Here is a 23,781-nt window from a genome sequence, read left to right on the forward strand (position 1 = left end):
GTGACCGCTGAAAAGAGTGCAGCCGTCGACGTCGACGTGGTGATCGTCGGCGCCGGGCCGGTGGGCTTGACGTTGGCGAATATCCTCGGCCTGCAAGGGGTCCGGACCCTGGTGGTCGAGGACCGCGCCACACTCATCGACTATCCCCGGGGGGTCGGGCTCGACGACGAATCGCTGCGCACGTTCCAGGCGATCGGCCTGGTGGATGCCATCCTGCCGCACACCGTGCCCAACCAGATCCTGCGATTCTTCGACGGTAACCGGCGACTGCTCGCCGAGATGGCTCCTGCCGACGCGTGTTTCGGATGGCCCAAGCGCAACGGCTTCGTCCAACCACTGGTCGACGCCGAACTGCTGCGCGGCTTGGAGCGCTTCGACCACGTCCGGGTGCTGTGGGGTCGCCCGATGACCGGCTGCACTGAGACGGCCGACGGCGTCACCGTAAGCCTGGGTGGTTCGGATGGCCAGGAACCGCAGCCGATTTCGGCTCGCTACGTCGTCGGCTGCGATGGCGGCCGCAGCGCCACCCGCCGCCTGATGGGGGTGTCCTTCGACGGCACCACATCCTCGACCCGCTGGCTGGTCATCGACCTCGCCAACGATCCGCTGGGCCACCCCAACAGCGAGGTCGGCGCCGACCCCGCGCGGCCCTACGCCTCCATCTCGATCGCCCACGGCATCCGGCGCTTCGAGTTCATGATCCACGCCGACGAAACCGACGAGCAGGCCGAAGACCCCGAATTCGTCGCGGCGATGCTGGCACCGTTCCTACCGCATCCGCACGATGTCGACGTGATCCGGCACCGGGTCTACACCCACCACTCCCGGATCGCCGGTGCGTTCCGCCGCGGCCGGCTGCTGTTGGCCGGTGATGCGGCACACCTGATGCCGGTCTGGCAGGGGCAGGGCTACAACAGCGGCATCCGCGACGCGATGAACCTGGGCTGGAAACTGGCCGCGGTGGTGCAAGGGCAGGCGCAGCCGAGCCTGCTGGACAGCTACGACACCGAACGGCGCAAGCACGCCCGCGCCATGATCGACCTCTCCACGATGGTGGGCCGGGTGATCTCGCCGACCAACCGGCGGGTCGCCGCGGTGCGCGACCGGGTGATCCGGGCCGCCTCGGCGGTACCGACGCTCAAGCGCTACGTGCTGGAGATGCGATTCAAGCCGATGCCGCGCTACGACCACGGTGCCGTCGTCCACGACCAGCCGCATCGTCCCGACTCGCCGACCGGGACGCTGTTCATTCAGCCCCGCGTGGACACCCGCACCGGAACGGATCTGCTCCTCGACGACGTCATCGGGGGCGGGTTCGCGGTGCTGGCCTGGAACAACAATCCGCGTGCCCTGCTCGGGGAGGACGCCTTCGCGCGGTGGAATGCGTTGGGAGCGAGCTTCATCGCCGTCCGGCCGCTGACGCAGCTGCACTGGACGCCGACAGGCCAGGTCGATGACCCGGCCGTCACCATCGTCGGCGACCGCACCGGAGAGCTGAAAGCCTGGTTCGACCGCCACACCGAGTCGGTGTTGTTCCTGCGCCCCGACCGCTGCATCGCCGCGGCCTGCATCGCTCAGCGCGCCGCCGAGATGAGCGCCCGGCTCGCCGACGTCCTGACGCTGACCGTAGGGGGTGATACCGCCGATGGCACTAGCCCTGTGCTGCATGTCCCACAGCCCGCTGCTGAATCTGCCGGGACCACCCCCTGAGTTGATGGCCGACATCGAGGCCGCCGTCGACGACGCGGCCGCGTTCGTCGCCGACTTCGACCCGCAGCTGACGGTGGTGTTCGCGCCGGACCACTACAACGGGTTCTTCCTGCAGCTGATGCCGCCGTTTTGCATCGGCACCGCCGCGCACGGTGTCGGCGACTACGGCACCTACGCCGGCCCGTTGAACGTCGCCGTCGACCTCGCCGGTGAAACCGCGGCCGCGGTGCTGGAACACGGTGTGGATGTCGCAGTTTCAGCTCACATGGCTGTCGATCACGCAATGGTGCAACCGCTGGAGCGACTGCTCGGCGACGCATCCGCATGCCCGGTGATCCCGATCTTCATCAACGCCGTCGCCGCCCCGCTGGGGCCGATACACCGCGCCCGCGCCCTGGGCGCCGCGGTCGGTGCCTACCTGGGCACCCTGGATCTTCGGGTGCTGATTTTGGGATCGGGCGGACTGTCGCACGATCCGCCGATTCCCACCCTGTCGACCGCGCCACCGGTCACCCGCGACCGGATCCTGCACGGCACCCCGATGAGTGCCGAGCAGCGGATGGCCCGCCAGGACACGGTCATGGCGGCGGCCCGCGACTTCGCCGCGGGAACCAGCGACCTCGCGCCGCTGAACCCGGAGTTCGATCAACGGTTCCTGTCGGTGCTCGACAGTGGCCGGCTCGACGACCTGGCCGACTGGTCGAATTCGTACATCACCGAGGCGGGTGGGGGATCTGCACACGAGATCCGCACCTGGGCTGCTGCTTTCGGTGCGTTGGCGGCGCAAGGCCCGTACCGTACGGCCAACCACTACTATCGGCCGGCCCCGGAGTTGATCGCCGGATTCGCCGTTCGCACCGCGCAACCGGTGGAGGTGGGCTCGTGACCGAGAACGACCACATCGTCGACGTGCTGGTCATCGGCTCCGGCGGTGGCGGAATGACCGCCGCGCTGGCCGCCGACGCCTGCGGCCTGCAGACCCTGGTCGTGGAGAAGTCGCCGTACTTCGGCGGATCCACCGCGTTGTCCGGCGGCGGCATCTGGGTGCCCGGCGCACCGGCGCAGCGCCGGGAGGGTTACGTCCCCGACCCCGACGGTGTCGTCGCCTACCTGCGCGCGATCACCGGCGGTCTGGTCACCGAGGCGCGGCTGCGGCAATACGTGGACACCGCGCCGAAGATGATGGCGTTCCTGGAGCAGGCCAGCGGCTGGCTCGAGTTCGTCTGGAAGCCCGGCTACGCCGACTACTATCCGGAGCTGCCGGGGGGATCGGCACTGGGCAGCACCATCAACGTGCCGGAGATCGACCTGCGCAAGCTCGGCGATCAGGAGCAGCACCTGCTGGCGCCGTTGGCATTGGCGCCCAAGGGAATCTGGTTCGGTCCCAAGGACCTGCGGCTGTTCTACCAAGTGCGGCAGTCCTGGCGCGGCAAGGCGGTGCTGCTCAAGCTGGCATGGCGGATGTTCCGCGCCCGGGTGTTCGGCGACCGCATGGCGGCCATCGGCCAATCACTGGCGGCCCGGCTGCGGCTGGCGATGCTCGAACGCGACATGCCGCTCTGGCTCGACACCCCGATGACCGAGCTGATCACCGATGCCTCCGGCGCGGTCACCGGCGCCGTGGTGCAGCGCGACGGTCGGCCGCAGCGCATCACCGCGCGCCACGGCGTCATCCTGGCAAGCGGCGGCTTCGACCACGACATGGCGTGGCGCAAGGAGCATCAGCCGGTGCTGGAACAGGACTGGAGCTTCGGCAACCCCGTCGCCACCGGCGACGGCATCCGGGCCGGGGAGCGCGTCGGGGCGGCCACCGAACTGCTGGACGAAGCCTGGTGGTTCCCGGCCATCTGCTGGCCGGACGGACGGCTGCAGTTCATGCTCAACGAACGCATGATGCCGTCGCAGTTCATCGTCAACGGCGACGGGGAACGCTTCATCAACGAGGCCGCGCCCTACATGGACTTCGCGCACGCCATGATCGCCGGACAGCAATCCGGCGTCACCCACATCCCGTGCTGGCTGATCACCGACCAGCGGTCCTTCCACCGCTACGTCGTCGCCGGGCACCTGCCGATCCCGAAGATCCCGGGGGCCCCGGTACCGACCGGGCGCAACATCCCGCAGGCCTGGCTCGACTCGGGAGTGGTCAAGGCCGCCAAGTCATTCGCCGAGCTGGCCACTGCGATCGGTGTCCCGCCCGACCGGCTGGAGCGCACCGCGCAACGGTTCAACGAGCTGGCGAGATCCGGCCACGACGACGACTTCAACCGCGGCGACAGCGCCTACGACAACTACTACGGTGACCCGACCCTGCCCAACCCCAACCTGTACCCGCTGGGCAGGCCGCCCTACTACGCGTTCCAGATCATCCTGGGTGACCTGGGCACCTCGGGCGGCCTGCGTACCGACGAGCACGCCCGGGTGCTGCGCGCCGACGACTCGGTGATCGACGGGCTGTACGCGGTGGGCAACACCTCGGCTCCGGTGATGGGCCGCAGCTACGCCGGTGCCGGAGCCACCATCGGCCCGGCGATGACCTTCGGCTACGTCGCCGCCCGACATATTCACGCGACCCGCCGGCCTCTCGGCACCCAGACTGCAACCGAACTCCAAGGAGGTAACCCGTGAAGATCTCACTGTTCTACGAATTCGCACTGCCCCGGCCGTGGTCCGACGACGACGAGCACATCCTCTTCTCCGATGGTCTCGACGAGGTGGAGGCCGCCGACAAGGCCGGATTCTCGACGGTGTGGCTCACCGAGCATCACTTCCTGGAGGAGTACTGCCACGCGACCGCTCCGGAGATGTTCCTGGCCGCCGCCAGCCAGCGCACCAAGAACATCAGGCTCGGGTTCGGGATCATGCACCTGCCCCCGGTGGTCAACCACCCCGCCCGGGTGGCCGAGCGGATCGCCACCTTGGATCTGCTGTCGGGCGGCCGGGTCGAGTTCGGCACCGGTGAGGGATCGTCGATCGCCGAACTCGGCGGATTCGGCATCGATCCGGCCGACAAACGCGCCCAGTGGGAAGAGGCGCTGGAGGTCTCGATCCGCTGCATGACGGAGGAGCCGTTCACCGGCTTCGAGGGCCAGCACGTGCAGATGCCGGCCCGCAACGTCATCCCCAAGCCGATGCAGAAGCCGCACCCGCCGGTCTGGGTGGCCTGCACGCGGCCCGCCTCGGTGCAGATGGCAGCCCAGAAATGCATCGGCGCACTGAGTTTCGCCTACACCGGTCCGGGACCGCTGGCCGAACGTGTCAACGGTTACTACAAGGAACTCGAGGAGAACGGCGTCCCGGTCACCCCGCAGGTCAACCCCAACATCCTGGCCATCGGCGGTGACCTGTCGATGATGGTGGCCCCCACCGACGAGCAGGCGTTGCAGCGGCTCGGTGTGGGCGGTGGGTTCTTCTCGTTCGGGATCATGCACTACTACATGACCGGCGAGCACACCCCCGGCCGCACCAGGGTGTGGGAGCGCTACCTCGAAGAGGTCGAGAAGGACCCGACGCTGGCCTACGGGCCGGGCCGCGGCGCGATCGGCAGCCCCGCGACCACACGGGAGTTCCTGCGCGGCTACGAGGAGAGCGGTGTCGACGAGCTCATCCTGCTGCTCAACCCGCGCAGCCACGAGGCGACGATGGAGGCCATCGAGCTGATGGGCAAAGAGGTGCTGCCGGAGTTCATCGAACGCGACGAGAAGGCGGTCGCCGACAAGGCCAAGCGGCTGGCGCCGGTGCTGGAGAAACTGGAGGCGCGGCGTACGGAGTCGGTCGCGCCGAAGTTCGACGAGTCCTACTCGTTCGGCGGGTTGCCGACCGGCCGCGGTGGTAAGTTCACCGCGACTGAGATCCCCGAGGCGATGGCCGAGATGAACGAGGGCCGGGTGCAGGCTGCACAGCTGGCCAAAGACGAGCGAGCAGAGCGGGGCCGCGGCCAGAAATGACTGCACCCGCCGGGCTTTGGCGCTACGACGGTCGACGGACCGTGGTCACCGGCTGCGCGTCGGGTATCGGCGCGGAGCTGGTCGCCCAGCTCGGTGAGCTCGGAGCTGACGTGATCGGTCTGGACCTGGCCGAGCCCACCGGGGCGGTGGGCGAATTCCACCGGCTGGACCTGAGTGATCCGGCGTCGATCGATTCTGCGGTGGCGGCGATCCGAACGGGAGGTCGGGTCGATGCGCTGTTCAACGTCGCCGGGGTGTCGTCGGGCATCGGCGATCCGGAGCGGGTGGTCATGATCAACTTCCTGGGCATGCGCCACCTCACGGGGGCGTTGCTGCCGGCGATGTCGGCCGGCTCGGCGATCGCCAATGTCTCCTCGCTGGCCGCCGCGGCCTACCTGGAGAACGCCGAGACCACCGCCGGCCTGCTGCACACCGCCGACATGCCCGCCGGATTGCGGTGGTGCCGAGCGAATCCCGAAGCGCTCGCCGACGGCGGCTACCGGCTGTCGAAGGAGGCGGTCATCCTCTACGGCATGATCAACGCGGGCCGGCTGGGTAGTCGTGGTATCCGAATCAACTGCACGGCCCCCGGCGTCACCGAGACACCGATACTGGACCAGCTGCGCAGCAGCTACGGGCAGCGCTATCTCGATGACATCCCCAAACCGCTCGGCCGGGTTGCCAGCCCGGCCGAACAGGCCGCACCGCTGGTGTTCCTCAACAGCCCGGCCGCCGGTTATATCACCGGTCAGGTGCTCTGGGTCGACGGCGGCAACATCGGGAGTCGCACCGCCGCAACGCTTCCGAACGGATCGTGTGCATGGCCGGCCTGACCGAGTTCCGCCGGGTCGGCGATGCGGTGCGCAACTGGGGGCGCTGGGGCGACGACGACGAACTGGGCACGCTGAACCTCATCACACCGGAGAAGGTTGCTGCGGCCGCGGCCCTGGTGCGCCGCGGCAAGGTCTTCCCGCTCGGCGTCGACTTCGGATCCTCGGGTCCGCAGGGCGCATTCGCGTTCCGGCACAACCCGATTCACGTGATGACCGTGGACGGCGGAGACGTGCACACGCTGGCGCAATACGGCCCGGAATGGCACCGCAATATCGTGGCACAGCAGCTGAGTGAGTTCTTCACCGACAATCCCTTCCGATTCAACGACGACATGGTCGTCATGCCGCTGCAGGCCGCCACCCAGTGGGATGCGCTGTCGCACGTCTACTACGACGATCAGCTCTACAACGGTTTCCCGGCCGGCTCGGTGACGAGCCTGGGCGCCTACCACTGCGGCATCGACAAAGTCGACGGCAAGGGCATCACCTCCCGCGGGGTGCTGCTCGACGTGGTCGCCCACCGTGGTGCGGAGACATTCCTGCCGCTCGGCACCCCGATCACCCCGGACGAACTCGACGACGTAGCACGTTCCCAGCAGGTCACGATCTCCCCCGGCGACATCGTGCTGGTCCGAACCGGTTGGTGGCAACGGTTTTCCGAGACCGGCGACGGCGCCGAGCCGGGCGCGGGACTGGACTGGCGGTGCGCCACCTGGCTGCACGAGCATGACATCGCCGCGGTGGCCGCCGACAACCTGATGGTCGAGAACCCGGTCTCCGGGGTCGAGGGCACGTTCTTGCCGATGCACATGCTGTGCTTGCGCGACATGGGGATGATGCTCGGGGAGTACTGGGATCTCGGCGCGCTGGCTGCCGACTGCGCCGCGGACGGCGTCTATGAGTTCCAACTGGTGGCGCCACCGCTGCGGGTGACCGGTGGCGTCGGGTCACCGGTGAACCCGATCGCGATCAAGTAGACCGGCAGAGGAAAGCACATGCGATTCGTATTCGTCCACGGCGGATTTCACGCCGCCTGGTGCTGGGAACGCACCATGGCGGAGCTGGAGCGCATCGGCCACAGCGCTATCGCCATCGACTTGCCCGGACACGGCGCCCGGCTCGGCGAGGAGTCGACGCTGGCCAACCGGCGCGAGGCCGTCACGGAGGTGCTACAGCCCGGCGACGTCCTGGTGGGACACTCCGGCGGCGGCTTCGATGCGACGCTGGGCGCCGACAGCGCACCGGACCTGGTGCGCCACATCGTCTATCTCGCGGCGGCGCTGCCCCGGGAGGGACGCAGCTACACCGATGCGATGACGATGGGCAGCGACGGAGCCGAGTTCTTCGACACCGCGGCCGGCGACATGCTGTCCCACCTGCACTTCGCCGACGACGGCGCGATGACCTTCGCCGACATCGACGGTGCGCGGCAATACTTCTACCACGATTGCGACGACGACACGCTGCGATGGGCGTTCGAACGGCTGGGCCCGGAACGGTTCGGCGATACCACGGTCGCCCCGGTGTCGGTGCCGAACTTCTGGGCGGCCGATATTCCGCGCAGCTTCATTCGCTGTGAGCAGGACCGCGCCTATCCGCGCTGGCTCGCCGACCTGGTCTGCCGCCGACTCGGAGTCGAGCCGTTGACCATCGACGCCTCGCACTCGCCCTTTCTGAGTCGCCCCGCCGAGCTCGCCGAACTGCTGGTGCACGCCACCACGACCCGGCCGGTCGGCCCACTGATCCCGGACTGAGGAGCCGACGTTGCCGATCGAGCGTAAGACCGTCGCCGTGGACGGCCTGAGCACCTCCTACCTCGAAGCCGGAGATCCGGCCGCCCCGGCGGTGGTGCTGCTGCACGGCGGGGAATTCGGCGCGGGCGCCGAGATCGGGTGGGAGCGCAACATCACCACCCTGGCGCAGCGGCACCGGGTGCTGGCGCCGGACCTGCTCGGCTTCGGCGAGTCGGCCAAGGTCATCGACTTCAACGACGGTCGCGGCATGCGGATTCGCCACGTCGCGCGGTTCTGCGCCCAGCTGGGTGTCGAGTCAGCCGATTTCGTGGGCAACTCGATGGGCGCGATCATGCTGCTCGTCGACGCCACCTCGGCCGCGCCGCTGCTGCCGGTACGCCGCCTGGTCGCCATCTGCGGCGGCGGCGAGATCCAGCAGAACGAACACATGGCCGCGCTCTACGACTATGACGCCACGCTGCCCGCGATGCGCCGGATCGTGGCGGCACTGTTCCACGACCCGGCCTATCCCGCCGACGCGGAGTATGTGCGGCGGCGCTATGAATCGAGCACTGCGCCCGGGGCGTGGGAGGCCATCGCGGCGGCCAGGTTCCGCCGGCCGGGTGCCGAGCCCCCGCCGCCGCCGTCGAACAGCCGTGCCTATGAGCGCATCTCGGTGCCGGCGCTGGTGATCGAGGGCGGCTGCGACAAGCTGCTGCCGCCCGGCTGGGCGGCACAGATCGCCGATCAGATTCCCGCCGGCCGGTCGGTCGTCGTCGACGCCGCGGGGCACTGCCCGCAGATCGAGCAGGCCGAGCAGGTCAACCGGCTACTGCTCGACTTCTGTTTCGGCGACTGATCAACTCCGACATCTCCTCGACCAATCACGAGCCTGTAGTTGGCGCGTGAAACTGCGAGTAGCGGGCACGCCAACTACAGGCTCGGGGGAGGGGAAGGGAAATCAGCAGGCGTCGGGCCGCGTCGGGGGGTTGGTGAACCAGAGATTCTCCTCGCGCAGGCTCCGGCTGCGCCAGCCGTCGGCGGCGCGAACGAGGTCGTGGTGGTAGTAGCCGCCGCAGTAGCTGAGCTCGGCCATCCCCGGTAGCTGCATCGGGTTGTAGAACATCGCCCGCACCTGCGCGGAATCCCCGGCGTAGTCAAGTATCTCGATGTTGCTGATGTAATGCATCGACATCGGGATCGCGGTGAAGCCCGCGGCCAGCCAGTCGGCCACCTCGTCGCGAGTGCCGCAGATGGCCCCGGCCGACGAGTAATCGATGACGGCGTCATCGGTGAACACCGACCGGTACAGCGCCCAGTCCTTGGTGTCGACCGCGCGGGCGTAGCGGTACAACAGCGCAGCGATCTCCAGGTGATCGCCGGCCGGGAACGTCATTCCGGCATCCCGATCGTCTTGATGTGCAGGTATTCGGTGAAGCCCTGGGCGCCGTTGCGATACCCCAGGCCGCTCTGCCGGGTGCCGCCGAACGGGCTGTCGATACCGAAGTGGCTCTTGCCGTTGATGCTGACGTTGCCGGTGCGCATCCGGGTCGCCACCGCCATCGCCCGGTCCACGTCGGCGCTGCTGACCTCGCCGGACAGGCCGTAGATCGAGTTGTTGGCGATCGCGACCGCCTCGTCGTCGGTGTCGTAGGGGGTGACGGTGAGCACCGGGCCGAAGATCTCCTCCTGGGCGATCTGGCTGTCCGGATCGACGTCGGCCAGCAGGGTCGGCTGCACGTAGTACCCGGTGGGCAGGTGCTCCGGGACGCCGCCGCCGGTGATCAGCCGTGCGCCCGAGTCCAGGCCGGAGGCGATCAGGCCCAGCACCTTGCGTCGCTGTGTCTCGCTGATCTGCGGGCCCTGCATGTTGCCCGGGGTCCACGGATCGCCCATCGGGAAGTTCTCCATCGACGCTTGCAGCACCGCCAGGCCTTCGTCGTAGCGGCTGCGGGGCAACAGGATCCGCGACGGCAGCACGCAGCTCTGGCCCGACATCACACAGGCCATCATCGCCGCCATAGGCAGGGCGGAGTTGAAGTCGGCGTCGTCGAGCACGATGTGGGCCGACTTGCCGCCGAGCTCCAGCAGTGTCTTCTTCACCGTGGGTGCCGCGGCCGCCAGGATGGCCCGGCCGGTGGCCGTGGACCCGGTGAAGGTGATCATGTCGACTCGCGCGTCGGCCGACAAAGCCGCGCCGACCTCGTTGGCGTTCGAGGTGACGACGTTGAACACCCCGGCCGGGATGTCGGTCTTCTCGGCGACGATCCGGCCCAGCTCGCTCCCGGACCACGGTGTGAGCTGCGCCGGCTTGAGCACCACGGTGTTACCGGCCAGCAACGCCGGCACGGTCTCGGCGATGTTGAGGTACAGCGGCACATTCCACGGTGTGATCGCACCGACCACGCCCTGCGGTTCGTAGTGCAGCTTGCGCCGCGCCGGTCCCAGCGGTGTGTCGTGCAGTCCGGTGTCCACCAGGTATTCGAACCCGCGGGCGTGATCGGCCCAGTGCTTCACCTCCGCGATCGGGGACTCGATCTGGCTGCCGGTGACCGTGACCGGGCATCCCACCTCGGTGATCAGTATGCGGCGCAGCCGTTCCTTGTCGGCCTCCAGCGCGGCGTGCAGCTGCATCAGGCAGTGGTGCCGGAACTCCAGATCGTGGGCCCAGTCGCTGGTGTCGAACGCGCGCCGGGCCGCGCCGACCGCGCGTTCCATATCGTCGACCGTGCCGTCGGTGGCCGTCCCGGCGACCTGTTCGCTGGCGGGGTGCACGACGTCGAACGTCGCTCCGCTGCTGGTCTCTGCCAACTCGCCGTCGACGAGCATCCGGGCCTCGCCGGCCAACACGCCCGAATCATCTTGTACCGCAGTCATCGCAGATCCTTTCGTCTGCGGGGTAACGCTACTCTACTAACGTAGAGCCAAGGAAGAGCCGACTCCCGCGACGATCCCCGAAATGAGCGCGTCCAGTTCCGCGGCGCTGCGAATACTGCGGTCACCGCCGGCGAATGCCTGCATCACACCGCTGATGAACATCATCACCACGTAGGCCTGCCGGTCGGCCAGCGCGCGGTCCGGCTTGTCCTGTAGCCGCAGCACCACGTCGACGATCAGGGCGCGGAACCGGTCACCGTAGCTACGGAGTGCCTCGTCGAGCAGTGGGTCCCGGCCGGCCTGCAGCGCGAGTTCGTAGCGGGCCTTGGTGCGGATCAGCCTCGCGCCGGTCGCCGTGCGCATCACCAGGGTGGCCAACCCGGACGGTTCGTCCGCGGTGAGTTCGGCCGGCGTTTGCGCCCGCGTCGCCGCGATCAGGTCCTTGAGATCCAGCTCGGAGACCCGGACCGCCACCGCTTGCAGCAGCGCCGACCGGGTGCGGAAGTAGAACGATGTGGTTCCATCGGGGACACCGGCTTTGCGGTCCACCTTGAGATGGCTGACCCCCTTGATCCCGTCGTCGGCGAGTAGCCGGATGGCGGTATCGCAGAGCTCGCGCCGGCGTTGATCTGGATTGGGCTTGCGTCGCATGGTGCTGCCGAGTCTAGTCCGCAATGTCTCTACTGTTGTAGAGTCAGCGGCGAGATGAAGCTAATATTCAACCTTCCCCACATGCTGCGGCTCAAAGCCATGATGCAACCGTGGGAGGCCGACGTCACCGGAGCCGACCAAACCCGGATGGCCAAGTGCGCCGACGAGTGGGGCTACGACATGATCGCCGTCCCCGAGCACTTCGTGATCCCCACCGAGCACGTGGAACTGTCCGGGCCGCACTATTTCCAGTCGACGGCCGCCCAGGCATATCTCGCCGGTGCGACCAACCGGATCATGCTGAACTCGTGCGTCACCGTGCTGCCACTGCACCAGCCGATCGTGCTCGCCAAGGCGCTCGCCACCGCGGACTGGCTCAGCGGCGGCCGCATGATGGTCACCTTCGGGGTGGGCTGGCTCCAGCGTGAGTTCGAACTACTCGGCGTGCCGTTCGCTGAACGCGGGCGCATCGCCGATGAGTACCTGGCGGCGATCATCGAGTTGTGGACCAGTGAGTCGCCGCGATTCGAGGGCCGCTATGTCTTTTTCGACGAGGTGGCGTTCGAGCCGAAGCCGGTGCGCAAACCCCATCTGCCGGTCTGGATCGGTGGCGATGCAGATGCGGCGCTACGGCGTGCGGCGAAGTACGCCTCGGGGTGGTGGAGTTTCCTGACGCCGCCGGAGCAGATCGCGCAGCGCGTGGATTTCATCAAGTCCCAGCCGGAATACGACGGGCGTCCCTTCGAGGTGGTGCACGGCATGGCGACCACGCGGGTCGGGGAGGGCCACGTTGCGCGCAACGACCCGAACGCGCGATCAGGGATGAGCGGTCAGCAGATCATCGATCGGCTGAGCTGGCTCGCCGAGCAGGGCGTGACGGTCAGTGCCGTGCCACTGCCCTCGGTGCGCGAGGTTGATGAGTACCTCGATTACGCGCAGTGGGTGATCGAGGAGATCAAGCCGAAAGTCCCCTGATCGTAACGGCGCTCAGCCACCACGCGGCGCAACGATATTGGCGACCACCATGCGCAGAAACGGCCGGAACACCGCTTGGTCGTCGAGCAGGCTGTTCAGCGTGACACCGTCGTTGGCCGCCAGGATGACGCGGGCGAGTTCCAGCGCGGGCATGGCGAGCTCACCGCCCAGCCGCGCGGCGCCTTTGGTGATGTAGTCGGCCAGGGCCTGCGCGGTCTGCTCGCGCTGGGCCGCGACACGCTCGCGGGCATCGGGATTGCGCAGCAGGAACAACGTGAACTCGTACCCCAGCACCGAACGGTCGGGGCCCTCTTTGGTGATGAGCTGGCGCCAGCGCTCGGCGAGTTCGTCGATGTCGAGTTCGTCGAGCCGGTGGAAGGTGGCGATGACGTCGGCGAACCCATCGAGAAACTGCTGGCGCTGCCGTTCGATCACCGCGAGGAACAACTCGGCCTTGCTGCCGAAGTGCGAGTAGATGGCGCCCCGGGTGTAGCCGGCCGCGTCCGCGATGTCCTCCAGCGCGGCGCCGTCGAACCCGCGGCGCGCGAAAACCTGCTCGGCGGCGTCTAACAGCAGGTTTCGGGTGTGTTCAAGGCGTCGTTGCATCGTCCAGCGTTCGGCCATCTGTCGATCCTTCCACGGACAACGGAGAACGGTAGGGGCATCGCCGGCCAGAACAGCTCAGTGCTGGCCACTTCTCCCGGCAGGCCGGATGCCCTCAGGGCATGGGCCTTGAACGCGCGCGCTCCGACACTGAGCCGATGCCGAAAGCCGTTGTCGGCGAGCGGCAGGGGAAGCCCGTCAGGCACCACGGAGCCGCAGACGTACGACAGGAACTCGTGTTCGCAGTTCGGGTCATAGCAGGCGCCGCTCATCGTCACCAGCGGCACTGCCCACTCGGGTGGCACGGCCTGCCCGTCGTGTCCGCGGACGCCGGCTCCGAGGATCTTGAGGGCGGCGCCGCCGGAGGGGGCCGGCAGTCGCACGACAACGTCCCACCCGGCCATGGCGCGATCGCAGATCAGCCCGCCCGCCCACCGGACCGCGGCGCCTGGATCGTCTGCCCAGACCTCCATCCGGGATCGCACCATCGGCCACCTCTCGAGATCGGGTTTGTGAGTCACGCCACTAATAGACACTCTTGTACGAAATATACATCGCTGTATAGTCGTGATGTCAATCACAACAGAGGAGGCCGCAGTGCAGACAGCACTCCCGGGGACCTGGGTCGACAACGCCACGTCCCTCGACGACATCGGGCCCGACCGGTACCGGATGCAGATCCCGACCGAGCGCTACACCAGCGCGGAATTCGCTGCGGTGGAACGTGAATCGATCTGGATGAAGACCTGGCAGGTGGCCGGTCGGGTCGACGAACTTGGCAAGACCGGCGATTGGAAGCAGTATCGGATCCTCGACCAGTCCTTCATCGTGGTGCGCGGCAAGGACGACAAGATCCGCGGCTTTGTCAACGCCTGCCGCCACCGGGGCAACCTGCTCTGTCCGGAGGCGCGTGGCAACACCAAGCGCAACTTCTTGTGTAACTACCACCTGTGGTCCTACGACCTGCAGGGCAGGCTCACCGGCATGCTGCGTGAAGATCTGGCCGGACCGATCGACAAGGACACCCACGGCCTGATCGAAGTCCCGGTGGACACCTTCGCCGGCTTCATCTTCCTCAACCCGGACCCGCAGGCCGCGCCGCTGTCGGAGTTCATCGGTGACGAGATCGCCACGATGCTCGCCCCGTACCACCTCGACGAGATGGTCACCGTGATGGACGTGACCGAGCGCATCGATTGCAACTGGAAGGTCGTCATGGACGCCTTTCAGGAGGGCTATCACATCAACGGCATCCACCCGCAGCTGCTGCGGGTCATCAACATCGACCCGGCGACCACCCGGTACCGGTTCTTCGACCGGCACAGTGTCGCCGTCGCCCCGTTCGACGTCGTGGGCGCCACCCCGGCGGACCAGGTCGAGGGGACGATGGCGCTGCCGGACACCTTCCCCTCGACGGCCGCCGTGTTGCCCCGATTCAAAGAGCTGGTGGCGCAGTACGAATCGGCGGACGGAGCACTGACCTTCCCCGAGGGTGTCACCGCGCGCACGCTGCTACAGCAGGCGACGCGCGACACGTTGACCGGTATGGGGCTCGACGTCAGTGGGCTGACCGACGCGCAGATGAGCGACAGTCACGGGTGGGTGCTGTTCCCCAACTTCTTCATGACCATCCGTGCCGGTGAATGCCACATCATCATGGCGCTGCCGGACCCGGACGGCGATCCCCATCGCTGTGTCTGGCATGTGGCCAGCTACATGTACCTGCCCGATGAGTACAAGGCGTCGTTCGTCGCCGAGCCTCTCGTGGTCGACGAGCCCGGCAGCTACAAGTACTTCGAGGCCCTGCAGCAGGACTACGACCAGATGCCGCGCCAGCAGGCCGGGCTGCGCAACAGCATGCTCACCTACATGGCACTGGTCAAAGAGGAAGTGGTGATCGCGCACTTCCACTCGGTCATCGACAACTGCATCGCGGCCGTGTCCGTGAACTCAAACCACCGAAGCGAAGGGTGAACAGCATGGATATCCAGGAACGTATCGAGCACCACCGCCGGATGGCCGAGGCGTACCGCAACGCCTATCTGCGCCAAGGGGTTCAGGACGGGGAGACCTACGAGGCGTGGACCTTCGCCGATGACGGCGTGTACGTCTCGCCGTACTTCACCGGCGATCAGGTCTTTTTGCTCAAGGAGTTTCCCGCCGACACCGCGCAGGCCGCCACGATGGAGGCCAAGGCCTACGCACTGACCTTTCCCGACTGGAAACCCGCCAGCTTCAACTACTGGCCCGCCGACAACGGATTCGTGATGAAAACCCGGTGGCAGGGCACCACCAAAGACGGCAAGACCATGGGCTTCTACTCCTACAGCTTCGTCGAGACCAACGACAAGGGCGAGGTGTCGCGCTGGGAGACCCACGTCAACGACGAGTACAGCCCGTTCCTGGAAGTTGCGATCGGAGTCAGCGGCCCGTTCCACGGCACCACCGAGTATGTGGACGCGCTGCACCGCTGCCTGGAGAGGGCCGGAGTCTCCCTCTGACCGCGGATACCGCCCCCGAGAAAAGAGTTGCAATGAAGGACATCGACGAGGTCATCGACGGCTATAGCGGGCGGGCGCGCACCGTGCTGTTGTACACCCAGACGGTCAAACGGCTGGCCGACGCCGCCAAGCGGCCCGGCTTCACCGCCGACGACTGGGCCCCGCTGGCGGCACTGGTCGACACCGGCGAGTTCGAGCGTGTCGGCAATTTCAAAGAGGTCATGAATTGGCCGGAGTACCTTGGATTTCTGTCGAACTGGGCGCCGTCGTCCAGCTGGGAGGCCTCGTTCAAACGGATCAGTGAGGTCGACGGCGTGGTCTTCCTCGAACTCGAAGAACGCAGTGAGGTCGGCGACTTCACGTCGGTGGTGAACTCGCTGTCGGTCTACGAGTTCACCGACGACGAAAAGATCCGCCACATCGATCTGTATCTGCAGATGGCACTGCCGAACATGGAGATGCTGGACAGCTATTCCTCGGTGGAGATCTCCGAGTGAGCCTTGACGCCAACAGAACCGACATCGATGCGGTCGACTTCTTCACCGACAACGCCCTGCTGCATGACCCGTACGCCTACCTCGCGCAGCTGCGCGACGAATGCCCGCTGCGCAGGGAACCGCACCACGGTGTGGTGATGGTGACCGGCTACGACGAAGGGGTGGCGATCTACAACGACACCGAGCGGTTCTCGGCCTGCGTGTCGGTGACCGGGCCGTTCCCTGGTTTCCCGGTTCCGCTGGAGGGGGAAGACGTCTCGCCGCTGATCGACAAGCATCGTGACGAACTGCCGTTCAGCGATCAGCTGCCCACCTTCGACCCGCCCAAGCACACCGCGCACCGGGAGCTGCTGGCCCGGATGATCACGCCCAAGCGGCTCAAGGAGAATCAGGAGTTCATCTGGCGATTGGCGGACCAGCAGTACGACGAGGTGCTGACCGGCGGATCGTGCGAATTCATCGGTGATTTCGCCAACCCGTTCGCGATGCTGGTGATCGCGGATCTGCTCGGTGTTCCCGAATCCGATCACGACGAGTTCCGCGCGGCACTGCTCAAGGGTGCCACCGGGACCATTGGGAGCAGTTCCGGTGATGCGATGACGCATACGCCGCTGGAGTATCTGTACGGCAAATTCACCGAGTACATCTCCGACCGGCGCGCCGAACCGCGCGGTGATGTGCTGACCGGTGTGGCCTCGGCGACCTTTCCCGACGGCACCACGCCGGAGGTGATCGACGCCGTCCGGGTGGCGGCCAACCTGTTTGCCGCCGGCCAGGAGACCACCGTGCGGCTGTTGTCGACGGCGGTCATGATCATCGCCGAAGACCAAGCGCTGCAACGACGACTGCGGGACAACCGCGATCTGCTGCCGCGGTTCATCGAGGAATGCCTGCGCTACGAGAGCCCGGTGCGCGGCGACTTCCGGATGGCCAGGGTGCCGGTCACCGTGGCCGGCGTCGACCTCCCGGCCGGCACCATCGTGATGCTGGTCAACGCGGCGATGAATCGGGACCCGGCCAAGTTCGAGGACCCGGAGGCCTTCGACGCCGAGCGCGCCAACGCACGCAATCACGTCGCCTTCGGTCGCGGTCCGCACAGTTGTCCCGGCGCCCCGCTGGCGCGCACCGAGGCGGTGGTCAGCCTCCAGCGCTTGCTCGACCGCACCTCTGAAATCCGGATCGACGAGGAAGTGCATGGTCCGCCCGGGCAGCGCAGGTACCGGTACCTGCCGACCTTCATCCTGCGCGGGCTGACCAGACTGCATATCCGGTTCACGCCCTGACCGCCGGGCCCGGAGCCCCAGCCATTTAATTCAGTCGCTTGACTGAGCGAGGTGAAACGGGTTGAGTCGAACCGCTGCGATGTTCCTGGCGAAGGGTGGTCGATGGTCAACGAGCTGGCGGGTAAGACGGCGATCGTCACGGGGGGCGCATCCGGTCTGGGCCGGGGGATCGCCGAGCGGTTCCTCGCCGAGGGAGCCCGGGTGGTCCTCGCCGACCTGGACCCGGAGCGCGGGGCGGCGCTCGCCGACGAGCTCGGCGCCGACACGGTGTTCCGGGTCGCCGACGTCGCCGACCCGCAACAGGTCGGCGACCTGGTCGACGCCGCCGTCGAGACGTTCGGTGGCCTGGACATCATGGTGAACAACGCCGGTGTCTCGGGGACCATGCACAACCGATTCCTTGACGACGACTTGGCCGATTTTCACCGGATCATGGCGGTCAACGTGCTCGGCGTGATGGCCGGCACCCGCGATGCCGCCCGGCGGATGTCCAAAGCCGGCGGAGGATCGATCATCAACCTGACCTCGATCGGGGGTATCCAGGCCGGTGGCGGGGTGATGACCTACCGTGCCTCGAAGGCTGCGGTCATCCAGTTCACCAAGTCCGCCGCCATCGAATTGGCGTACTACGACATCCGGGTCAATGCCATCGCACCCGGCAACATTCCGACGCCGTTCGTGGCGTCGTCGGCCGCCGCGGGGCTGGACCAGGAGGCCATCGAACGGTACGAAGCGGGCATCCGGGAGACGATGCGCGCCGATCGCCCACTGAAGCGGGAGGGCACCGCGGCCGACGTGGCCGAAGCCGCGCTGTACTTCGCCGGCGATCGGTCCCGCTATGTGACCGGCACGGTATTGCCGGTCGACGGCGGCACATCGGCCGGCAAAGCGATCCGTCGGCGGAGCGACCGGACGCGTTAAATCAATCGCTTGACTTAATTGGTTGGACGGGGTTGACTGGCGCGGTGACCACCGCTGATCGGGCCGTGCGCGCTGAGCGGGCCAATAGCACGCGGGAGGCGATCCTCACCGCAGCTGAACAGCTGTTCGCCGAACACGGGGTGTTCGCGGTCTCCAACCGTCAGGTCAGCGAAGCCGCCGGCCAGGGCAACAACGCCGCCGTCGGTTACCACTTCGGTACCAAGACCGATCTGGTGCGGGAGATCGAGCGTCGCCACCGTGTTCCGGTCGAACGGCTGCGCGAGAACATGGTCTCGGGTGCGGTGAATTCCGCCGATCTGCGTGGCTGGGTGTCCTGTCTGGTGCGGCCACTCACCGATCATCTTGCCGCGCTGGGTAACCCGACCTGGTATGCGCGGTTCGCCGCGCAGGTGATGGCCGACCCGGCCTATCACGACATCGTCGTCAAGGACGCACTGAGCTCGCCCTCTCTGGTGCAGGTCATCGACGGCATCAATCGGTGCCTGCCGGAGCTTCCGGTGCGGGTCCACCAGGCCCGCAACGTGATGGCCCGAAACCTGTTGATGCACACCTGTGCCGACCACGAACGTGCGCTGGCTTCCGGTTCGTCGGCGTCGATCAGCTGGGGCGAGGCCGGGTCCGGCCTCATCGACGCGATCGTCGGGCTGTGGCTGGCCCCGGTCACCGGAGTTCAGGGAGGTTCGCCATGAAGGTCACCGCCAACCAGGACATCTGCGCGTCGTCGGGGCAGTGCGTCGGATTCGCGCCCCGGGTATTCGACCAACGCGACGAGGACGGCGTCGTCGTCGTGCTCGATGAGAATCCCCCAGCAGAACTCGCCGACGCCGTGCGGCAAGCAGCCCGAGTCTGTCCATCCGGAGCCATCAAGATCGTCGAGGAGTAAAGCGTGACCGACGCAACCACCATTGCGGCCACCGCAACACCGGAGTACCCGATGAGCCGGGACGCTCGGTGCCCGTTCGCCCCGCCGCCGGAGACCATGGCGCTGGCCGCGCAGGCTCCGCTGAGCCGGGTGCGGATCTGGGACGGCAGCACGCCGTGGCTGATCACCGGGTATGAGGCGGTGCGCACGCTGTTCTCCGACCCCCGGGTCAGCGTCGACGACCACCAGCCCGGCTTCCCGCATTGGAACGAGATGATGCGCGCCAGCGTCGACCACCGTCCGAAATCGGTGTTCACCACCGACGGCGCCGAACACATCCGGTACCGGCGCATCCTGTCGCCGTCGCTGACCATGAAGCGCGTCGCAGCCATGACCCCGGTGGCACAACGGATCACCGATGAGCACATCGACGCGATCCTGGCGGGACCGCAGCCGGCCGACCTGATCGAGAAATTCGCCCTGCCGATTCCCTCGCTGGTGATCAGCGAGTTGCTCGGCGTGCCGTATGAGGACCACGAGTTCTTTCAAGAGCACGCCACCATGGGGGTGGACCGCAACGCCACCTCCGACGACCTCGCCGAGGGCGCCACCGAACTGTCCAAGTACCTGGTCCGGTTGTTGGAGGCCAAGATGGCCGAACCGGCCGAGGACATGGTTTCGGATCTGGGCAAGCGTGTCACCAGCGGCGAGCTGTCGGTGCGCGAGGCCACCCAGCTGGGCACCGGGATGCTCATCGCCGGCCACGAGACGACTGCGAACATGATCGGCCTGGGCATCGTGGCGCTGCTGGGTGAGCCCGACAAGATCGCCGAGCGCACCGCGGTGTTCCGCGGTGACGATGACGCCGCGATCGCCAACGCGGTCGAGGAACTGCTGCGCTACCTGTCGATCATTCACACCGGCCAGCGCCGGGTCGCCCTCGAGGATATCGAGATCGGCGGTGAGACGATCCGCGCCGGCGAGGGCATCATCATCGACCTGGCGCCGGCCAACTGGGACCCGGCCGTCTTCCCCGACCCGGAGGTGCTCGATCTGGCCCGGCCGGCCCGCCAGCACATGGCCTTCGGCTTCGGTCCCCATCAGTGCGTAGGCCAGCAGCTGGCGCGCGCCGAGATGGTGATCGCCTTCCGCACGCTGTTCCGCCGCATACCGACGTTGCGGCTCGCGGTGAGCGTCGATGAGATCCCGTTCAAGAACGACCGCCTCGCCTACGGCGTTTACGAACTCCCCGTCACCTGGTAACCGCCCGATTGGAGTGGATTGACATGTCCAGTAGCGCAACACAAACCGCTGAGTTCTACCCGCCGGGCGGGTACGGCGCCCCCAAGGACCGTCGCGGCAACGCCGGCGGCGACGCCCACGCCGTGGGGCTGCCGACCGGCACCGAGGTGTTCTCCGCCGACAACCATATCTCGATCGCCGACGACATCTTCTACCAACGATTCCCCGACGACCTCAAGGACAAGGCGCCCCGGATCTGGTACGAGGACGGCGCTTACATGGTCGGGCGCAAGGGGCAGTCGTTCCTGCCGGGCGACTTCTCGGCGGTGCTGATGCAGTACGACGACCTGGCCGGCGCCGCCAGCAGCAATATCGAGGCCCGGATCCAGGAGCTGGCAAGCGACGGCGTCGACAAGGAACTGGCGTTTCCGAATGCGGTACTCGCATTGTTTCATTTTCCCGACAAGGAACTGCGGGAGCGGGTCTTCCGGATCTACAACGAGTACATGGCGGAGCTGCAGGAGCGGTCGAACGGCCACTTCTACGGCGTGGGTCTGATCAACTGGTGGGACCCTGCCGGTACCCGGCGTACCGTGGAAGAACTGAAATCCTTGGGGCTCAAGACGTTCCTGCTCCCACTGAACCCCGGCAAGGACGACGACGGCAACATCATCGACTTCGGTTCCCGGGCGATGGATCCGGTATGGGATGAGATCGAGCAGTCCGGGCTGCCGATCACCCACCACATCGGTGAAACCCCGCCCAAGACACCCTGTGAGATCAACAGCGTCGTGGTCGGCATGATGGTCAACGTCGACTCGTTCCGGGAGCAGTTCGCCAAATACATCTTCTCGGGCATCCTGGACCGTCACCCGGGGCTGCGGATCGGCTGGTTCGAAGGTGGGATCGCCTGGGTCCCCACCGCTTTGCAGGACGCCGAACACCTGCTCGCGTCCTACCAGCACATGTTCAGCCACCAGCTGCAGCACGACATCCGGCACTACTGGGACACCCACATGAGTGCGTCCTTCATGGTTGATCCGCTGGGCCTGCGGCTCATCGACGAGATCGGGGTGGACAAGGTGATGTGGTCGTCGGACTACCCGCATAACGAAAGCACCTTCGGCTACTCGGAGAAGTCGTTGGCCGGCGTGGTCAACGCGTTGGGACCCGAGGACGCCGCAAAAGTGGTGAGCGCCAACATCAAGAACTTCCTGAGGGTCTGATGGGGCCGGCTGCGGCAACGCTGCCGGCCGCGGTCGGCAGCGTTGAGATCGCAGATGTCCCGGACCGGGCACGGTTACGTCGGGAGACCGGCGCCCGGTTGCGCGCGGCGATGGCCGAACGCGGAATCGACGCCCTGGTGCTGCTGGGCAACGACGCCGTCACCTACGCAACCGGAACCAGCCGTCGGCTCGGCGACGCCGGACTGTCCCACGTGGACCGACCGGTTGCGGTGGTCCTCGCCGATGACCCGCACCCGCATCTGTTCCTGCCGTTCCACCGGGGTGGCTCGGAGAACCCGGAGCTGCCGGCCGATCACCTGCACGGGCCGGTGTACCTCGAATTCGATGAAGGGGTAGCGCAGTTCGCCAAGCAGATCGCCGAACTCATCCCGGCCGGCTCCGCGGTCGGCGTTGACGAGTGCACCGGTGCCATGCGCCGCGCTCAGCAGCACCTCTTTCCCGGCCGACGGCCGATCGATGCGATACAGGTGGTCGCCGACGCCAAGTTGATCAAGACCGCCGATGAGCTGTCCTACATCCGCTCCGCCTGCCGGATCACCGAGCAGGCGATGGCCGCCGCGCAGGCGATGCTGGCGCCCGGGGCCCGCCAACTCGACCTGTCAGCCCACTTCCTGCGGCGGGCATTCGAATTGGGTGCGGACGCCAGCATGTTCGAACCGATCTGGCAGGTGATGCCGGCCAGCAGGGCCGCCGGCGTGTGGACCACCCACGGGGAGTTGGCGCTGCCACTGCTGGCGACCGGGCGGGAGCTGAGCGCGGGCGACGTGCTGTGGAGCCAGGTCTCGATCAGCTGTGACGGGTACTGCTCAGAACTCGGGCGAACCTGGATAGCCGGTTCCGAACCGACGTCAAGCCAGCGTGCCCAGTTCCGGAGGTGGCGGGAGATCATCTCGGCCATGCAGGAAGTGATCCGTGCGGGCTGCAATGCCGCCGAGCTGGCTCGCGTGGCCACCGCCGCCAATGCCGGCGTGCGGCCGTGGCTGCCGCACGGTTGCCTCGGCCACGGCATCGGAGTGACCGATACCGAGATGCCCAAGATCGGCACCGACCTGGGCGCGGAGTTCGACCGGAACTTCGTCTTCGAGCCCGGCATGGTGCTGGTGCTGGAGCCGATGGTGTGGGAAGACGGCACCGGTGGATACCGCGGCGAAGAAGTCGTGGTGGTCACCGATGAAGGCTTCATCTCGCTGACCGACTACCCGTTTGCGCCCTATGAGCACTGAAGTCCTGCCCGATGTCGCCGGGCTGCGCTGCGGGCGGCGTGAGCGTGCCCTGGCTCAGATGGCGGCTCACGACCTCGACGTGCTGGTGCTGGGGCGCCAGGCCAACGTTCGCTATGTCACCGGCGTACCGCAGCGCTGGACGGCCGGCACCCGGCCGTTCTCGCCCAACTGCGTTCTGGTGCGCGCAACCGGCGCCATCCACCTGCTGAGCAGTTGGGACGACGGTGTCCCCGAAGACATCCCGCACGACAATCTCTACGAGATCTCGTGCAATCCGACGAATATCATTGCCGCGCTGGCGCATATCGAGGGCGCTCTCACCGCGCGCCGGGTTGGAACCGACGCGATCTCACCGCTGTTCGCCCAACTGCTGCCGCTGGCCTTTCCCAAAGCCGAACTCGTCGACGGTGAACCGGCCATGCGGGCGGCCCGGGCGATAAAGACGCCCGACGAGCTGACCGCGCTGCGCAGCGCCATCGCCGTCGCGGAGTCGGCGCTGGCGGCAACGGTGAACGCACTGCAACCCGGGGTCGGTGAGGCGGCCCTGGCCGGGGCGATGATGCAGGCGATGGCCGGGGGTGGGGGCACTCCGGCGAACCAGGACGTCGCCTGGGTGACCTCACGTGACCAGCCGTGGCGACGGGCAGGGGGCGAT

25 protein-coding genes are annotated in these 23,781 nt (G+C 67.1%); 20 read left to right on the top strand and 5 right to left on the bottom strand.

Annotated elements, in window-relative coordinates; all coding sequences use genetic code 11:
• Genes BST10_RS09935 through BST10_RS09970 form a run of 8 tightly spaced genes read left to right on the top strand, consistent with a single transcriptional unit; the run spans position 1 to position 9,082 of the window.
• The gene (locus BST10_RS09935) at positions 1 to 1,710 is read left to right on the top strand and encodes a bifunctional 3-(3-hydroxy-phenyl)propionate/3-hydroxycinnamic acid hydroxylase (protein ID WP_083037615.1); all 1,710 of its coding nucleotides are present in this window, start codon (positions 1 to 3) and stop codon (positions 1,708 to 1,710) included.
• Positions 1,667 to 2,596 (top strand): 3-carboxyethylcatechol 2,3-dioxygenase, encoded by a 930-nt coding sequence (locus BST10_RS09940; RefSeq protein ID WP_235673641.1) that lies wholly within the window; start codon positions 1,667 to 1,669, stop codon positions 2,594 to 2,596. Before BST10_RS09935 ends, BST10_RS09940 begins: the two co-directional genes overlap by 44 nt.
• Positions 2,593 to 4,338, top strand: coding sequence for an FAD-binding protein (locus BST10_RS09945; RefSeq protein WP_083037617.1), 1,746 nt, complete (start codon positions 2,593 to 2,595; stop codon positions 4,336 to 4,338). The genes BST10_RS09940 and BST10_RS09945 overlap by 4 nt, the downstream gene beginning before the upstream one ends.
• Positions 4,335 to 5,657: an LLM class flavin-dependent oxidoreductase gene (locus BST10_RS09950; protein ID WP_083037618.1), complete on the top strand. Its 1,323-nt coding sequence runs from the start codon at positions 4,335 to 4,337 to the stop codon at positions 5,655 to 5,657. Before BST10_RS09945 ends, BST10_RS09950 begins: the two co-directional genes overlap by 4 nt.
• Positions 5,654 to 6,490, top strand: a complete 837-nt coding sequence (locus BST10_RS09955; protein ID WP_083037619.1) for a coniferyl-alcohol dehydrogenase — start codon at positions 5,654 to 5,656, stop codon at positions 6,488 to 6,490. The genes BST10_RS09950 and BST10_RS09955 overlap by 4 nt, the downstream gene beginning before the upstream one ends.
• Positions 6,478 to 7,467, top strand: a complete 990-nt coding sequence (locus BST10_RS09960; protein ID WP_083037620.1) for a cyclase family protein — start codon at positions 6,478 to 6,480, stop codon at positions 7,465 to 7,467. The genes BST10_RS09955 and BST10_RS09960 overlap by 13 nt, the downstream gene beginning before the upstream one ends.
• 18 nt (positions 7,468 to 7,485) lie before the next feature.
• Positions 7,486 to 8,244: an alpha/beta fold hydrolase gene (locus BST10_RS09965; protein ID WP_013830377.1), complete on the top strand. Its 759-nt coding sequence runs from the start codon at positions 7,486 to 7,488 to the stop codon at positions 8,242 to 8,244.
• 10 nt (positions 8,245 to 8,254) lie between these two features.
• Positions 8,255 to 9,082, top strand: a complete 828-nt coding sequence (locus tag BST10_RS09970; RefSeq protein ID WP_083037621.1) for an alpha/beta fold hydrolase — start codon at positions 8,255 to 8,257, stop codon at positions 9,080 to 9,082.
• 102 nt (positions 9,083 to 9,184) lie between these two features.
• Here the strand turns inward: BST10_RS09970 and BST10_RS09975 are convergent, their stop codons facing one another.
• From BST10_RS09975 to BST10_RS09985, 3 genes are read right to left on the bottom strand one after another with little or no spacing between them, the layout of a single operon-like run.
• The gene (locus BST10_RS09975; protein WP_083037622.1) at positions 9,185 to 9,619 is read right to left on the bottom strand and encodes a nuclear transport factor 2 family protein; all 435 of its coding nucleotides are present in this window, start codon (positions 9,617 to 9,619) and stop codon (positions 9,185 to 9,187) included.
• A complete protein-coding gene (locus tag BST10_RS09980; protein ID WP_083037623.1) occupies positions 9,616 to 11,100 on the bottom strand; it encodes an aldehyde dehydrogenase family protein in 1,485 nt (494 codons plus the stop codon). Before BST10_RS09980 ends, BST10_RS09975 begins: the two co-directional genes overlap by 4 nt.
• Positions 11,101 to 11,136: 36 nt before the next feature.
• Positions 11,137 to 11,751: a TetR/AcrR family transcriptional regulator gene (locus BST10_RS09985; protein ID WP_083037624.1), complete on the bottom strand. Its 615-nt coding sequence runs from the start codon at positions 11,749 to 11,751 to the stop codon at positions 11,137 to 11,139.
• A gap of 54 nt (positions 11,752 to 11,805) precedes the next feature.
• Between BST10_RS09985 and BST10_RS09990 the strand changes: the two genes are divergently transcribed.
• Positions 11,806 to 12,726 carry a TIGR03619 family F420-dependent LLM class oxidoreductase gene (locus tag BST10_RS09990; RefSeq protein ID WP_083037625.1) on the top strand — a complete coding sequence of 307 codons (921 nt, stop codon included), beginning with the start codon at positions 11,806 to 11,808 and terminating at the stop codon, positions 12,724 to 12,726.
• 12 nt (positions 12,727 to 12,738) lie between these two features.
• Here BST10_RS09990 and BST10_RS09995 read toward each other — a convergent pair whose 3' ends face one another.
• The gene (locus BST10_RS09995) at positions 12,739 to 13,350 is read right to left on the bottom strand and encodes a TetR/AcrR family transcriptional regulator (RefSeq protein ID WP_083037626.1); all 612 of its coding nucleotides are present in this window, start codon (positions 13,348 to 13,350) and stop codon (positions 12,739 to 12,741) included.
• The gene (locus BST10_RS23250) at positions 13,293 to 13,802 is read right to left on the bottom strand and encodes a hypothetical protein (RefSeq protein WP_083037627.1); all 510 of its coding nucleotides are present in this window, start codon (positions 13,800 to 13,802) and stop codon (positions 13,293 to 13,295) included. The genes BST10_RS09995 and BST10_RS23250 overlap by 58 nt, the downstream gene beginning before the upstream one ends.
• Positions 13,803 to 13,926: 124 nt before the next feature.
• Between BST10_RS23250 and BST10_RS10005 the strand changes: the two genes are divergently transcribed.
• From BST10_RS10005 to BST10_RS10055, 11 genes are all read left to right on the top strand, one after another.
• Complete coding sequence (locus BST10_RS10005; RefSeq protein ID WP_205277422.1) at positions 13,927 to 15,303, top strand: aromatic ring-hydroxylating oxygenase subunit alpha; 1,377 nt, start codon at positions 13,927 to 13,929, stop codon at positions 15,301 to 15,303.
• A gap of 5 nt (positions 15,304 to 15,308) precedes the next feature.
• Positions 15,309 to 15,830, top strand: coding sequence for a hypothetical protein (locus BST10_RS10010; RefSeq protein ID WP_083037656.1), 522 nt, complete (start codon positions 15,309 to 15,311; stop codon positions 15,828 to 15,830).
• A gap of 32 nt (positions 15,831 to 15,862) precedes the next feature.
• Entirely contained in the window at positions 15,863 to 16,327 is a 465-nt protein-coding gene (locus tag BST10_RS10015) for a hypothetical protein (protein WP_083037629.1), read from the top strand.
• Positions 16,324 to 17,610 carry a cytochrome P450 gene (locus tag BST10_RS10020; RefSeq protein ID WP_083037630.1) on the top strand — a complete coding sequence of 429 codons (1,287 nt, stop codon included), beginning with the start codon at positions 16,324 to 16,326 and terminating at the stop codon, positions 17,608 to 17,610. The genes BST10_RS10015 and BST10_RS10020 overlap by 4 nt, the downstream gene beginning before the upstream one ends.
• Positions 17,611 to 17,712: 102 nt before the next feature.
• Positions 17,713 to 18,531, top strand: a complete 819-nt coding sequence (locus tag BST10_RS10025; protein ID WP_083037631.1) for an SDR family NAD(P)-dependent oxidoreductase — start codon at positions 17,713 to 17,715, stop codon at positions 18,529 to 18,531.
• 44 nt (positions 18,532 to 18,575) lie between these two features.
• Positions 18,576 to 19,241, top strand: coding sequence for a TetR/AcrR family transcriptional regulator (locus BST10_RS10030; RefSeq protein WP_083037632.1), 666 nt, complete (start codon positions 18,576 to 18,578; stop codon positions 19,239 to 19,241).
• On the top strand, positions 19,238 to 19,435 hold the full coding sequence (locus BST10_RS10035) for a ferredoxin (RefSeq protein ID WP_083037633.1): 198 nt from the start codon (positions 19,238 to 19,240) through the stop codon (positions 19,433 to 19,435). The genes BST10_RS10030 and BST10_RS10035 overlap by 4 nt, the downstream gene beginning before the upstream one ends.
• A 51-nt stretch (positions 19,436 to 19,486) precedes the next feature.
• Entirely contained in the window at positions 19,487 to 20,677 is a 1,191-nt protein-coding gene (locus tag BST10_RS10040) for a cytochrome P450 (protein WP_083037657.1), read from the top strand.
• 23 nt (positions 20,678 to 20,700) lie between these two features.
• Positions 20,701 to 21,882 (top strand): amidohydrolase family protein, encoded by a 1,182-nt coding sequence (locus BST10_RS10045; RefSeq protein WP_083037634.1) that lies wholly within the window; start codon positions 20,701 to 20,703, stop codon positions 21,880 to 21,882.
• Positions 21,882 to 23,126, top strand: a complete 1,245-nt coding sequence (locus BST10_RS10050; RefSeq protein ID WP_083037635.1) for a M24 family metallopeptidase — start codon at positions 21,882 to 21,884, stop codon at positions 23,124 to 23,126. Before BST10_RS10045 ends, BST10_RS10050 begins: the two co-directional genes overlap by 1 nt.
• The coding region (locus tag BST10_RS10055; RefSeq protein WP_207567901.1) for a M24 family metallopeptidase at positions 23,116 to 23,781 on the top strand (666 nt) is incomplete at its 3' end. The genes BST10_RS10050 and BST10_RS10055, both read left to right, overlap by 11 nt.

This window comes from Mycolicibacter algericus DSM 45454 (assembly GCF_002086455.1).
Lineage (GTDB): Bacteria > Actinomycetota > Actinomycetes > Mycobacteriales > Mycobacteriaceae > Mycobacterium > Mycobacterium algericum.

Excerpts from the sequence above, each read along its gene's own strand:
- BST10_RS09940 (WP_235673641.1), top strand. The coding sequence starts at position 1,667 with ATGTCCCACAGCCCGCTGCTGAATCTGCCGGGACCACCCCCTGAGTTG.
- BST10_RS09955 (WP_083037619.1), top strand. The coding sequence starts at position 5,654 with ATGACTGCACCCGCCGGGCTTTGGCGCTACGACGGTCGACGGACCGTG.
- BST10_RS09960 (WP_083037620.1), top strand. The coding sequence starts at position 6,478 with ATGGCCGGCCTGACCGAGTTCCGCCGGGTCGGCGATGCGGTGCGCAAC.
- BST10_RS09965 (WP_013830377.1), top strand. The coding sequence starts at position 7,486 with ATGCGATTCGTATTCGTCCACGGCGGATTTCACGCCGCCTGGTGCTGG.
- BST10_RS09975 (WP_083037622.1), bottom strand. The coding sequence starts at position 9,619 with ATGACGTTCCCGGCCGGCGATCACCTGGAGATCGCTGCGCTGTTGTAC.
- BST10_RS09980 (WP_083037623.1), bottom strand. The coding sequence starts at position 11,100 with ATGACTGCGGTACAAGATGATTCGGGCGTGTTGGCCGGCGAGGCCCGG.
- BST10_RS09985 (WP_083037624.1), bottom strand. The coding sequence starts at position 11,751 with ATGCGACGCAAGCCCAATCCAGATCAACGCCGGCGCGAGCTCTGCGAT.
- BST10_RS09990 (WP_083037625.1), top strand. The coding sequence starts at position 11,806 with ATGAAGCTAATATTCAACCTTCCCCACATGCTGCGGCTCAAAGCCATG.
- BST10_RS09995 (WP_083037626.1), bottom strand. The coding sequence starts at position 13,350 with ATGGCCGAACGCTGGACGATGCAACGACGCCTTGAACACACCCGAAAC.
- BST10_RS23250 (WP_083037627.1), bottom strand. The coding sequence starts at position 13,802 with ATGGAGGTCTGGGCAGACGATCCAGGCGCCGCGGTCCGGTGGGCGGGC.
- BST10_RS10010 (WP_083037656.1), top strand. The coding sequence starts at position 15,309 with ATGGATATCCAGGAACGTATCGAGCACCACCGCCGGATGGCCGAGGCG.
- BST10_RS10015 (WP_083037629.1), top strand. The coding sequence starts at position 15,863 with ATGAAGGACATCGACGAGGTCATCGACGGCTATAGCGGGCGGGCGCGC.
- BST10_RS10025 (WP_083037631.1), top strand. The coding sequence starts at position 17,713 with ATGGTCAACGAGCTGGCGGGTAAGACGGCGATCGTCACGGGGGGCGCA.
- BST10_RS10035 (WP_083037633.1), top strand. The coding sequence starts at position 19,238 with ATGAAGGTCACCGCCAACCAGGACATCTGCGCGTCGTCGGGGCAGTGC.
- BST10_RS10040 (WP_083037657.1), top strand. The coding sequence starts at position 19,487 with ATGAGCCGGGACGCTCGGTGCCCGTTCGCCCCGCCGCCGGAGACCATG.
- BST10_RS10045 (WP_083037634.1), top strand. The coding sequence starts at position 20,701 with ATGTCCAGTAGCGCAACACAAACCGCTGAGTTCTACCCGCCGGGCGGG.
- BST10_RS10050 (WP_083037635.1), top strand. The coding sequence starts at position 21,882 with ATGGGGCCGGCTGCGGCAACGCTGCCGGCCGCGGTCGGCAGCGTTGAG.